This window comes from Bacillus solimangrovi (assembly GCF_001742425.1).
Lineage (GTDB): Bacteria > Bacillota > Bacilli > Bacillales > Bacillaceae_N > Bacillus_AV > Bacillus_AV solimangrovi.
The window spans coordinates 24,741-37,469 of record NZ_MJEH01000018.1 but is presented as its reverse complement, the minus strand read 5'-3'; the positions used below and the strand labels follow the sequence as shown (position 1 = coordinate 37,469).

General features: G+C 35.6%; 9 protein-coding genes and 2 pseudogenes. 3 read left to right on the top strand and 8 right to left on the bottom strand.

Annotation, left to right across the window (positions count from 1 at the left end; translation table 11 throughout):
* Positions 1-99: 99 nt before the first annotated feature.
* The 3 genes and pseudogenes from BFG57_RS07900 to BFG57_RS07890 all read right to left on the bottom strand — a co-directional run.
* Positions 100-1,248: a glycosyltransferase family 4 protein gene (locus BFG57_RS07900; protein ID WP_069716945.1), complete on the bottom strand. Its 1,149-nt coding sequence runs from the start codon at positions 1,246-1,248 to the stop codon at positions 100-102.
* Entirely contained in the window at positions 1,245-2,201 is a 957-nt protein-coding gene (locus BFG57_RS07895) for an NAD-dependent epimerase/dehydratase family protein (protein ID WP_069716944.1), read from the bottom strand. Before BFG57_RS07895 ends, BFG57_RS07900 begins: the two co-directional genes overlap by 4 nt.
* Positions 2,198-3,481, bottom strand: a pseudogene (locus BFG57_RS07890) (UDP-glucose dehydrogenase family protein); the annotation flags it as partial. The pseudogene BFG57_RS07890 and the gene BFG57_RS07895, both read right to left, overlap by 4 nt.
* Positions 3,482-3,781: 300 nt before the next feature.
* Between BFG57_RS07890 and BFG57_RS07885 the strand changes: the two are divergent.
* Positions 3,782-4,594 (top strand): UTP--glucose-1-phosphate uridylyltransferase, encoded by an 813-nt coding sequence (locus tag BFG57_RS07885; protein WP_069716942.1) that lies wholly within the window; start codon positions 3,782-3,784, stop codon positions 4,592-4,594.
* A 191-nt stretch (positions 4,595-4,785) separates the two neighbouring features.
* Here the strand turns inward: BFG57_RS07885 and BFG57_RS07880 are convergent, their stop codons facing one another.
* Positions 4,786-5,079, bottom strand: a complete 294-nt coding sequence (locus tag BFG57_RS07880; protein WP_069716941.1) for a hypothetical protein — start codon at positions 5,077-5,079, stop codon at positions 4,786-4,788.
* A gap of 1,163 nt (positions 5,080-6,242) precedes the next feature.
* Here BFG57_RS07880 and BFG57_RS19605 point away from each other — a divergent pair.
* A pseudogene (locus BFG57_RS19605) lies at positions 6,243-6,758 on the top strand (methyl-accepting chemotaxis protein); the annotation flags it as partial.
* A gap of 514 nt (positions 6,759-7,272) precedes the next feature.
* Here the strand turns inward: BFG57_RS19605 and BFG57_RS07870 are convergent.
* From BFG57_RS07870 to BFG57_RS07855, 4 genes are all read right to left on the bottom strand, one after another.
* Positions 7,273-7,863: a kinase gene (locus BFG57_RS07870; RefSeq protein WP_069716939.1), complete on the bottom strand. Its 591-nt coding sequence runs from the start codon at positions 7,861-7,863 to the stop codon at positions 7,273-7,275.
* 310 nt (positions 7,864-8,173) lie between these two features.
* Entirely contained in the window at positions 8,174-8,863 is a 690-nt protein-coding gene (locus BFG57_RS07865) for a hypothetical protein (protein ID WP_069716938.1), read from the bottom strand.
* Positions 8,864-9,168: 305 nt separating this feature from the next.
* The gene (locus BFG57_RS07860; RefSeq protein WP_069716937.1) at positions 9,169-10,311 is read right to left on the bottom strand and encodes an ABC transporter permease subunit; all 1,143 of its coding nucleotides are present in this window, start codon (positions 10,309-10,311) and stop codon (positions 9,169-9,171) included.
* The gene (locus BFG57_RS07855; protein ID WP_069716936.1) at positions 10,308-11,180 is read right to left on the bottom strand and encodes an ABC transporter ATP-binding protein; all 873 of its coding nucleotides are present in this window, start codon (positions 11,178-11,180) and stop codon (positions 10,308-10,310) included. Before BFG57_RS07855 ends, BFG57_RS07860 begins: the two co-directional genes overlap by 4 nt.
* Before the next feature lie 298 nt (positions 11,181-11,478).
* Here BFG57_RS07855 and BFG57_RS07850 point away from each other — a divergent pair, with 298 nt between their 5' ends.
* Complete coding sequence (locus BFG57_RS07850) at positions 11,479-12,648, top strand: leucine-rich repeat domain-containing protein (protein ID WP_069716935.1); 1,170 nt, start codon at positions 11,479-11,481, stop codon at positions 12,646-12,648.
* The last annotated feature ends 81 nt before the right edge of the window (positions 12,649-12,729 follow it).

Sequence of the window (12,729 nt, the reverse complement as noted above, 5' to 3'; positions counted from 1 at the left end):
CACTACATTTTATAAGTACGGCTGTCATATTTCGTATACAAGGGGTGTTTCGAAGTAATTTTATGCTTCGAAACACCCCTTATAAGTGTGCATAACTCCTTATTGATTCCTTACACACAACGCTTCCTCATAAATTGCCCCAAGTCGGTTAGCTGTGTGTGTGAATCGGTAGTTTAGCATCGCAAACGTTCGCCCGTTTCGCCCTACTTCTTCACATAAATGCGGATCATGTAACAATGGATTCAAACAACTCGCATAGCTATTAGGCTCATCATAGTCATCAATGACAAAACCGTTAAATCCATCAATCATGACTTCAGCATTGCCACCTCGATTTGTCGTAATGATCGGAATGCCCGCTGCCATCGCTTCATAATGAACACGTGCAAGCGGTTCATGCCATTGTGAGCTACACACGAATACATCACCAGCAAGCCAGACAGATGGAATCTCTTCTGAAGCGATGTAACTTGTAAACATTACGTTTTCCTTTATCGGTTCTGCTAACTCATACAATACTCGCACATAATCGTTCATTCCATCATCACTGAACCATTTTCCACCAACAATAACTAACACCGCATCATCATGCTCTTCGATGACATGTTTCATTGCTTTTATTAACACGTCAGGTCCTTTCGTCTTACTTAAGCGACCAATAAAAAGAATAACCTTCTTATCGTCGATCATTAACTCAGACCTTTTTTCGGAGCGGATTTGTGTTCCTTTATTTGACCAACGAGAAGGATATTTCTCAAAATCAACACCTGAATAGAGCACCTGTGTTTTCTCTAGTGCTTCTGGATAACGTTCAATAATTGCTCGTTTAATGTATTCACTAACTGTCGTAATTTTCGTCGCAATTCGAATTGCTTCACGCGCTTCTTCCGATGACATTTTTATTTGAGAAAACATATCGTTATGAATGCTTAACACGATGCAGCTATTTTGGGATGCCTCATGAATCAATGGTACGACTTTTGGACGATTGAAGACATGAATCAGATCATATGACTCTTCCCCTATGTGGTTCGCCACATTTTCATAATACGCTTCTTTCGGAAAACGAATATATTGGACACCGTCTTCCTGATTGCTAGTTGGAAGAGAAGCATCTTCAATTGAATAGATCGTTATTGAAAATCGTTGCTTTAACATCGGCGTAATGCCATCAATCATAATTTGAATTGCACCACCCTTAACAGATGGACAAGGTAATTTCTCTGTACAAACGAACGCAATATTCATCGTAATACGTCCTTCAAGATGTTACGAATATACGCTACCTCTTCAACTAACCCTTCTTTCAGAGAAATTGTTGGGTGATAATTTAGAATCGTTTCTGCTTGTGAAATGTTTGCATACGTATGCTTCGGCTCACCCGGAAGTGCATCCTCTTGATGAATGATCGCCTTCTCCCCTGTCAACTGTTCTAGTAATGCAATCATTTCATTAATCGTTGCCCGTTCTTTTCCACCGATATTGAACGTTCTCCCAATTGCATCATCATTGTCCATGATCGATGCAATCCCCTTCACACAATCACCAATATACGTAAAGTCTCGTGATTGTAACCCATCACCAAACACTGTAATCGGTTGGTTTGTGAGCAGCTGGCGTATAAACTTATGAAATGCCATATCTGGACGTTGTCTTGGCCCATAAACCGTGAACAGTCGTAATACAACGACAGGTATATCGTTACTTTGTGCATATAAGCGACAGAGATGCTCTCCCGCAAGCTTCGTCACACCATATGGAGATAACGGTTCAGGCAACATATCCTCACTCACTTTTCCACTCTTCTGTCCATAGATCGATGATGTAGACGTATAGATGAATTTCTTAATCGGCAAATCTTTTACCGTTTCAAGTAACCTTTGAGTTGCGATAATATTATTTGCCACATATGGGTCGAAATCTGTTCCCCAGCTACTTCTTACACCTGGGATTCCAGCTAAATGATAAATTACATCAACGTCTTTAAGTAAAGCATGTAAATCAACCGATAATAGATCATCTTCAATTAATCGAAAACGAGGATGGCTATTGAGTCCTTTTACATTATAATGCTTCAATGGAACAGAGGTGGGTCCGATTAGATGATCGATACCTGTAACAGAATGTGCTTCATTTTCAAGTAGTTTCTCACATAAGTGCGAACCGATAAATCCTGCTGCACCTGTAACGAATATCTTCATGATCGACCAACTCCTATATACGTTAATCCATTTGCAGTAACCGTATTCCGATCTAAACAGTTCCTCCCATCAAAAATCACATTGCCTTTCATCCGTTCACTTACCTTCGCAAAATCTAACTGCTTATATTCATCCCATTCTGTTGCAATGATGACACCATCAGCTCCTTCAATTGCCTCATAAGGATCATCATACTGTTGCACGCGTTTTAATTCTTTTGGCAAATGTGCTTTCGGATCAGCCATCCTTACTTTATACCCTTTTTGTTCTAATGCACGAATGATCGTAATAGCTGGTGAATAACGTATATCATCTGTGTTCGGTTTGAACGCCCCACCTAGTATCGTTATTTGACTTCCTTCTGGTACGTGCTGTTCAACTTTCTCAATAAAATAAAGAACTTGTGTTGCATTAATTTGTTGTACCGCAGAAAGTAAGGTTGGTATGACACGTTTTTGCTTCGCACAATATTCCAGTGCTCTAACGTCCTTCGGAAAACAAGAGCCGCCATAACCGATACCCGCTTGTAAAAAGTAAGGTCCAATTCGATGATCAATTCCGATTCCTCGTGACACTTCGGTTACATCAACATCATATTGATCGCATATTTTCGCAATTTCATTGATGAAGGATATTTTCGTTGCAAGAAATGAATTAGAAGCATACTTAATCATTTCTGCTCCATTCAAGCTTGTTACGACATATGGTGCTTCGATCTTTTCATAAATGGATTTCATCACATGCAGTGAAAGCTTATCATTGTTCTGAACACCTACAACGATACGATCTGGCTTTTGCATATCGTACACAGCTGAACCTTCACGCAAAAATTCTGGATTGGACACGATTGAAAAGAGCTCAACCTTAACCCCATTGTCTAACAACCTCTCGCTACACTGCTCGGTCGTGCCAATTGGAACCGTACTTTTGATCACAATTGTTTTGTATGATGTGATAAATTGAGATACTGTGTCAAGTACATCATATAAATAAGTTAAGTTCGCACTACCATCAGGTAACGATGGTGTTCCAACGGTTACAAAAATAACATTTGCACTTGTTATTGCTTGTTTCGCATCAAGAGTAAAAATGAGTTGCTCTTCATTCGCTTGAATAAGTTCTTCTAGATTCGGTTCAAAAAACGGAACATTCCCACTTTGTAATGAACGAATTTTCTCTTTATTAACATCTAAACATGTAATATGATGGCCGAGATCAGCAAGTACAGCTGCTGTTGATAAACCAACATAACCTGTGCCGATAATACAAATTTTCATACGTTTGACTCCTTTCTAACCATACAAAATAATCCCTCCTATAATCTATCAATATGCCAATCTATATGTGACGATCATCACTGCCCAATTCGTGAAGCAACGCCCTATTTCAGATGGACAACTTACTTATACATTCTCTAACGAATAGTATGTCTATATATATTCAAACTTCAATCAATGGGAAATTCTCTACACTCCAATTGATAATATTCCAATCAGTAACATACCCATTCTCCTGCTAAATATCACTCAGCAGGAGTCATTATATCGTTATAAAACTATGAAAAAGCGGAGGGAAATTATGTGATAAAGAAAGCGATTATACCAGCAGCAGGATATGGTACAAGAAACCTCCCGATTACCAAGGTCCTCCCGAAGGAAATGTTCCCCATCGGTGTGAAGCCAGCTATTCAATACGTGATTGAAGAAGCACTCGAATCTGGAATAGAAGACATCTTGCTCGTTGTTTCCCGCTCAAAAAACTTAATTGTCGATTATTTTGATGAATCGTTAGAACTTGAAGCCTTCCTAGAACGAAACAACAAAGAACATTTATTATCCAAGATGCAAATACCGAAGCAGCAACTTTATTTCACTCGTCAACCATATGCAAGAGGTTTAGGAGATGCGATACGGATAGGTGAACGTTTTATCAACAATGAACCATTCGCTGTCCTGCTTCCCGACGACATTATCATGTCAAAAGGAAAGCATGGATTATGCGAATTAATTGACGTGTACAAAAAAAAGCAATCATCTGTAATCGGGCTGAAGGAAATTGAACAAAACATGCTCCATCAATATGGAGTGATAAAAGGAAAAGAAACAAAAAGTGGCATTTATAAAATGAAAGATATCATTGAAAAACCTAAGAAAAACCCACCATCAAACTTAGCTGCCGTCGGACGATATATATTTACTCCAGCCATCTTCTCACACCTGAATGACTTACAATACGTAGCTGGTCAGGAGATTCAATTAACCGATGCAATTCGAAAACTACTCATTAACGAGAAATGTTACGGCAAGATTCTATCTGGTAAACGCTATGATATTGCAACACCGAAGGATTATCTTGACATTATAAATAAAGTCCATTACTTAAATAACATGTAAACGTTCACTGTTTAATGTTCCGTTTCAATTCAGTATTATTAAAAGAAGCTTCTATCCAAATTGATTTCATTTCAATGGATAGAAGCTTCTCATATGTCTGTATTTCACATTGTTCGTTCACTCATTAATAAGATACATGAAGGAAGAAGACTGTTACGTACTTCTTCCTACTTTATTAAGAATAATAACCCTTACTCCACTTCATCTTCAGAATCATCTTCTTGAACGTCTGGCCCTTTCACCTTCACAACCATTGAAACAGGAATATTGACTTCCTCACCGCCATCAACATAAAACTGATCAACGAGTAATTTTGCTTCTTCATTTTCAGTATCAAACTCCTGAAACTTCGCTTCATAAAATGTTTTATCTTCTGTTTCAAGTTGTACTTCTGTTTCTGGTTCTAACTCTTCGAATATTTCTCGAATTGGATCGTCTTTTGGTTTATTTCGATCAAACTGTATAATCGCATATAGTTGGCCCATTGTGTTACCTCCTTTTTAAACCATTATATGACCGAACAATCGAAGGGTGTGGATATGTACCTATTTACAGATGTGGTTGCGAAATATTAAGAATAATAAAATATTTTGCTATAAAAAAAGGATTTTAAACATAAAGAGTCATATAGTATAATGAATAGTTGTTCATAACCAAATTTATCTAAAGGAGGCATCTCATGCAAGCAATCGAGCAAATTAGAAGAGAAGATCTTCGAAGCAAAAATAAACTGATGTTTGCAACCTTTACGTTTTGTACCGTTGTTGCGCTCGCTTATTCAATTTTCTCCTCAAAAAACATACATTCAATCATCATTTACGGATCGACTCTCGTCTTAATTGTCGCATCTTACATACTATTTCAGCATATTTTCAAGAGAGAAATTGTCTTTCCTTATTTTGGTGTCGTTCTCAGTCAAACTTTCAATATACTATCCATTTATTTTACTGGCGGAAGAATTGACCTTGTTATCATCATCTTTTATTTAACGGTCTTCTCTGCTGTGCAAATGAATATGCGCATATTCTCAATTGGATTTGTATTAGGTTTAATTGCTGTTTTCTTAAATAAAACATTTGCTTTACCTGATCAAACAATCGCGTTAACAGACGGTCATCTTGCGATTGTATTAACGTACGTGCTCTCTGGCGTATTACTTGGTGTTGTCGTTCATCTGAATAAAAAACAATTCCAGCAATTAAAAGACATTGTTGAAGAATCAGAACATGAAAATCGTGTTAAACAACGCCAAAAGGAACGTCTAGAAGAAGAATTACAAAAGATTGGTGACAACCTCTCATCCATCCAACAACAGCTACACCAGAATGTCGGTGGACAACACGTTATCAAACAAACGATCTACGAAATTTCCGCAGGAAGCCAAACGCAAACCGAACAAGTAAATGAAATTCTCAATCATACTGCGAAGACTGTTGAAGAAATGATCAAGGTTGATAAGAGCTCGAAACACTTAACGAAGCAAACGAGTGAAGCATCCTCTCTCGCAGATAGTGGCGATGAAAAGATGTCCAAGCTAACAGATGAAATGACTGACGTACAAGTTATGATTGAAGACTTAAACGTAACGTTTGAACAGCTCAGCACAAAGGTTGAAGAAACGAATTCATTTACAGAGAGTATCAAACAAATTACCGAGCAAACGAACTTACTTGCCCTTAATGCCTCAATTGAAGCAGCACGTGCCGGTGATGCTGGTAGAGGATTCTCTGTCGTCGCAGAAGAAATTCGCAAGCTTGCCGAAACTACAGGTGCAACGACAATACGAATTACAAAAAACTTACAGCAACTAAACTCTCATAACCACTCCGCGTTAAATAAGATGCATGAGAGCAATCGTCGTTTCGAGGAAAGTGTCCAACACTTAAACGATGTGAGGTCATATTTTAATCAATTACGTGATGTTCTATCACATGTGATGGAGAACTTCCAACATTTCGATGCACTATCACAACGCGTAAAATCATCCTCCTCACACGTAGACAGCTCAGCGAACGAATTAGCAGCCGTCATCGAAGAAGCTACCGCAAACTTAGAAGAAATGAGCGCAACACTTGAAACATTAACAGCAGACAGTAACAAAATCGCATCATACACAGACGAAACCGTACAAAGCACCGAAGCCATCCGTAATACATTTGAATAAGAAAAGCGGAAGGCGACTGTTTATCGGCGACAAGCATAAGGCGAAATGGTGAGAAGGTTGACCTTTACCTTCTTGACATTTTGACTTATGACCTCGAGCCGATGGCGCTTAAAGCTGGACATGAAGAAAAGCGAAAGTGGCTATGGGAGACCCGACTGGCACTGGAGCCTTTGGCTTAAAAAGCGTTCTTTGCTTTTTTGACCAAAGGCGAAGTGACCACGAGGGGCTTGCCACTGAAGCTAGACAATAAGAAAAGCGGAAGGCGACTGTTTATCGGCGACAAGCATAAGGAAAGTCAGGAAGAAGGTTGCCTTTTACCTTATTCATTACTTGACTTATGACCTCGAGCCGATGGCGCTTGAAGCTGGACATGAAGAAAAGCGGAAGGCGGCTGCTTATCGACTAATAAAGTAAATAGGGATGTTCTGAAAGTTTCGTAGACTTTTCAGGACATCCCTTTGCATTTCATTCCAAAGTTCTTGTGATTTTGATGAATAATGAGCATTAATTACCTCTACGTCCTTACGACTATATCCGCACCTTCCAACGGTTTACAAGTATTTATGTAATATTCTTCTGCTTTCCAATATCTCTCTTCAAACTTTTTTAGGTTATTTCTTGTCGTTTCTGCTTCACGAGCAAACCTTTTTTCTCTAGAACAATCTAAAAATACGATCTTATCATAATAGTCTTTCCACTCTTTACGTTGAAGAAAAACACCTTCAATAATAATTATGCCTGACTTAGGCAACGTCATTGATCTCATTTCGTGAGTATCTGTTTCATTATGATAAAACGGCAGTTCAACGTGATTAGATTCTCTCAGTTTTTCAAAGAAATTTTCACTTAACCATTCAACGTCCCACTGTAAGTAAATATACTCATACCATTGTTCGAATCCTGTACCGTATCGTTGATTTCGCTTCATGATATGGTCATCGATATGAAAGATACAGAAGTCCATATTTTCTTTTTTTAATTGGTCATGAAGTTGTCCTACAAATGTTGTTTTTCCAGAACGACTCAAGCCATCTATCCCTAAGATGTACCTTTTGTGAGACTTCGCTAAAGATAGAAGCTCTAATAGATTGACATCATTTTTCATATTCCCCACCTCTACTTACGTCCTTAATTAATCTGTTTATAAAATTATAGATAAATAATACCATATACCTTCTACGTAAATGATTAAATCGCTCAACATCAATATTTGATTAAAATGATATAAAAAAAATGCAGAAACAAACAACTTTCGTCGTTAATTTCTGCATTTATAAAGTGAAACTTCCATCAGATCATTACTAACAGTTATACCACACAGGTATGACCATGCCCTTCTCCCACTTAAACTTCGTTGACTTTCCTTAGTTTTGAAGTGGGAGTCTTAGCGTCAGCTAAAACGTGATAAACTTTTATTACATAAGTGCCTTATATGAATCTAAGTTAAGTTTCTTAAATATTTCATCCTGAATTTTGTAGAACGGTTTTCCGTCTGTTTCAATTCCATTTTCTTTTGCTAATTTTAATTCTGCATTGTATTCTTCAGCAGTAAAGAACGTATCATTTACTTCTGTAATCTTACCCTCATTACGTAGATTTGTTATTTCGTCCATCACTTGGCTTTCTGATTTACCTTCAATATCAAGCCCTAATTTATATCCCTCTTTGTAGGTGAAAATCGTATTTTTCGCTTCAGCAATTTCTTCTAAAATCTCATTCTCTGTTTTCCCAGTCGGATCTACCAAGAAAAATTTAATTCTATTTTGATAAATTTCTTCCTCAGTTGGTGGTTGATAGTTTTCATCTATTTCCACACTTTCTCCAATACTAAAGCCATTTTTTGCAAGTAATTTGAAGTAATTGTCCTTACTTACTTCATTTCCTTCTGTATCAAGCACACTGCCTTGACCTTCAAATTCTAAAATTACTTCACCATCTAATGAAGAAACTAACTGATCAACATTTTTAGATGTATGAAACGAACTTTCTTTAACTTTAGAAAGATTCTCACCGCTTATTTGAGTATTTGCTAAAATTCCTCCAGTAGTCAAACCTGCAATTGTTAAGGTTGATACCAACGCTGTAGCCATAATTATTTTTTTCATTTGAAACCCTCCAATAAAATATATTAGTTAAGTAACATGATGTTAAGTTTAGATAATCAATAACTAGTAGATCCTGCATCTAATTAAAATTATCTTTGTTTATGTATCACCATTACTCTAACTTAAATTTATTATAATACCCATTTCTTAATAATCTCTGTATATAATTCTTAAGATATTCTGAAGAAAAATTTAACTATTTCATGCTATTGTCCATCTCCTTGTTATCGGAGCTCGATAAAATAAAAAAAATTCCATCAGTGAGAGATTCCCTTCATCTCCTGCTGATGGAATTAGGTCATTACTTAGCTGACTTGTGTTCTTCTAATTGTTTTGTACAGTACAATCATGAGAGTAATAGCAAGTAAGAAGATTGCTGGATAATGAATAATTGGGTCTAAAACTGGTTTTCCAAAAACAGTTATTGCATGAAATGGCATAATGAATTCTGGAGCTGAGATGAAATTTGCAAAGCTATATTTTTTCACATATTGCCAATAAGGAATTCCTAAATTAATTGTCGGCAAAATAAAGACTGATATACTAATTATAAATGACAATATGGTACTCTTTGTTAATGCTGAAATTGCTAAAGTAAACACCATAAATGCATAAGCTACTAAGATATGAATACCGATCTGAATGATAAAATACTCTAGCACTGTTAAGGAATAAGGTGAATCGAATCCTAAAAATTGTATTGGTGTACTCCAACCATTGTTACCAAAAATATATGTGTTCATTAGAACATCAAATGTTACCCATGAAATGATTAGGAACAAAGTATAAATGAATGAGGCGATAACCTTTGCAGTTACACCTTTACGGCGGCCATGAGTCGAACTGTAGATTAGTTGATCCATTCCAACGTTTGATTCATTCACAAAGATTGATGATAAACCAATAACCATTAATACACCCATAAAATAAACAGCAAACTTAGATGTGAATATAATAGTATTTCTTGGCCCTTCGTTATATTCGAAGCTATCTAGATTATCCAAATTCTCCAACATATTTTTTTCAAGTGTAACTATTTGATACTCACTATCGTTTCCCTTTACTTTATTCAGTTTATTATCTAATTCATCTATTCTTGATTGAATTTCATCTCGATTATATCCATTAAAATAATACGAACTTGCTATATATTCTGTCGCAATTTCTTCATCAGTTAATGGTTCTAAAATAGGATTTCGTTCAGATAGACTCAGGCTGATTTGAGAAGCCTGTTTTAATTTTTCCTCCGTTAACTTCCCTTCCCACTTCTTCGCAGCTATTTGTATCTCATCCTTCACACCTATCGAATTCGTTTTCAAGTATTGCGAAATATTCGAAGACTCTGTTATCATGACCAAACCAAATAGTAAGAACATAATTACCATGCCAATGTAGATGCCCTTTTGTCTAAATATTTTATATAACTCAAACTTAACTAGCTGTTTCATTGTGTCACCTCTTCATCGAAGTGGTATAAATAGAGATCCTCTAAATTAGGTATGGCTTCGACCGCTCTTTCATCAGGTTTGCTTTCTGAAATGATTCTAAGTCCGACTTCATTGTGATGACGGATAATATTGCCCACTTTGTGTTTCGCTTGAAATGCTTGTACTTCATGTTCAGCTACATTCACTGTCCATACGTATCCTTTTATTTCATCTAATAGCTGTTCTGGTTTTTCTTTCTGAATAAGTTGACCTTGTTTTAAGATGAGTATTTCCTTGGCAATGAACTCAATATCAGAAACGATATGTGTTGACAACAAGACGATTCGATCCTTTGAAATAGATGACAATAGATTTCGAAATCGAATCCGTTCCTTCGGATCAAGTCCAGCCGTTGGTTCATCAACGATTAACACTTTCGGATCATTTAATAATGCTTGTGCGATACCGAGTCGTTGCTTCATTCCTCCTGAGAACTTTCCAACTTTTCTCTTCCTATGTTCTGTCAAATTCACAACTTCTAGTAGCTCATCAATTTTCTTTCGTGCTGTTTGCTGTTCAATACCTTTCAATGCTGCGATATACATCAGATATTTTTCTGCTGTGAAACTTTTATATAAGCCAATGTATTGTGGTAAATAACCGAGAATCTCTCGATATTTTTCATCCAACACTTCGATATCCTTACCATCTAATAAGATTCGTCCTGATGTTGGTTTAATAAGTGTGACGAGCATACGCATTAATGTCGTTTTCCCTGCACCATTCGCTCCTAAGAAACCGTACACCCCATCAGTTAATTCAAATGAAACATTATTTACTGCTAATTTATCTCCAAACTGTTTCGTTATATTTTCAACTGTTAAATTCATAAAAAGCACCTCTTCCTTACATATTGTTGTATTAATAAAATTGCTTATTCTAAACAGTTAAACGAAGTTGATTTAAAAAAGTTTTAAAAATGGTTCAAAAACATGATGGGATTTTTCGGTAATGAAGAGCGCTCTATATGATCATTTAACAGTTATCCTCTAATTGCTGATCAAATTATTGAAGTATTAAGAGTGAATCAAAAAACATATCTTTTTGAGAATTACCATTTTATACAAAATAATTAGTTAAATGAGATATAATTTAATATTATGATGTCAATTTAATGGGGGATTGATCATGAGAAGATGTATGCTGACATTCTTTAGTATCTTAATGTTACTCACGGGGTGTGATGAGCGTTTTTCAAGTGAACATAAAAGTTCAGTAGAGTTAACCGATCAAACAAATTTGGAAGATAATGGAGAGGATTTAGTGGAATCTACTTCAAATCAAAGTGAGAGTCAACTACTTAATAACCTACCTACCTTTATTTTAAAAGCAATATCTAAAGGTGCTAGAATTCCTGTTTCACAACTTACAGAAGAAGACATTCTAAATCTAGATAGTTTAACATTAAGAGAGAATGTTCTTCCTGAAACCGAACAAGATAAAATACATGATTTATCTTTCATCAGTGAGATGAGAAATCTAAAATATATATATATTAGTGGTATTCGGGTTGATAATCTTAATTTTTTAACAAACCTTACCCAGCTGGAAAGATTATATCTAGGGGGTTATCCATATCAAATTCCTCCGTTACAAAATTTAGAAAACTTAACTCAATTTTCTGCTCACAATATGAATATTCCTGATTTAAATTTTTTAAGAAATAACACCTCTTTAATACGTCTAAGCCTTAGTAATATAGCCGTTGAAAATTTAGATATATTACTAAATTTTCAACAACTTGAAAGATTATATCTATCACTATACCCATACCAAATCCCTTCGTTGCAAAATTTGAAGAACTTAACTGATTTTACTGCTCATGATACAAATATTTCAGATTTAAATTTCTTAAGGCATAACACCGCTCTAACCCGTTTGTCATTAATGGATAATCAAATTAAAGATATTCAACCAATAGAAAATTTAACAAATTTGAAAAGTCTATCGATTTATAGTAATCAAGTTAATGACCTTCGCCCTTTAGAAAATTTAACAAACTTGACTTATTTATCTGTTTCAGACAATCCAATTGAAACCATTGATACGATACAGGCATTCTCTAATTTAACTCGTATTGATTTAAGGAACACCTCCATTCAAAATCTCAGTTCATTACAAAATTTATTTAATTTGGAAATTATTGATGTTCAAGGAACAAATATATCATCTGTTGCCCCTTTAACGAACTTAAGTAAACTTAAAATTCTTCAAATCAACAAAAAAAATATTATTGATTTACATCTAATACCTTCAACAGTGAAAATTAGTGAAAAAACAGTATTAGATGTAGATTAATAGTGTTATTTTCACCCTTTCCTTAGCTTCAATTGACACGTTATAAATAAATGATTAGCGCAGTATATTAAGGAAATATTT

What these genes read in the sequence shown, in the direction of transcription:
- BFG57_RS07900 (WP_069716945.1), bottom strand. Translation starts at nt 1,248, where the DNA reads ATGAATATTGCGTTCGTTTGTACAGAGAAATTACCTTGTCCATCTGTT.
- BFG57_RS07895 (WP_069716944.1), bottom strand. Translation starts at nt 2,201, where the DNA reads ATGAAGATATTCGTTACAGGTGCAGCAGGATTTATCGGTTCGCACTTA.
- BFG57_RS07880 (WP_069716941.1), bottom strand. Translation starts at nt 5,079, where the DNA reads ATGGGCCAACTATATGCGATTATACAGTTTGATCGAAATAAACCAAAA.
- BFG57_RS07870 (WP_069716939.1), bottom strand. Translation starts at nt 7,863, where the DNA reads ATGAAAAATGATGTCAATCTATTAGAGCTTCTATCTTTAGCGAAGTCT.
- BFG57_RS07865 (WP_069716938.1), bottom strand. Translation starts at nt 8,863, where the DNA reads ATGAAAAAAATAATTATGGCTACAGCGTTGGTATCAACCTTAACAATT.
- BFG57_RS07860 (WP_069716937.1), bottom strand. Translation starts at nt 10,311, where the DNA reads ATGAAACAGCTAGTTAAGTTTGAGTTATATAAAATATTTAGACAAAAG.
- BFG57_RS07855 (WP_069716936.1), bottom strand. Translation starts at nt 11,180, where the DNA reads ATGAATTTAACAGTTGAAAATATAACGAAACAGTTTGGAGATAAATTA.
- BFG57_RS07850 (WP_069716935.1), top strand. Translation starts at nt 11,479, where the DNA reads ATGAGAAGATGTATGCTGACATTCTTTAGTATCTTAATGTTACTCACG.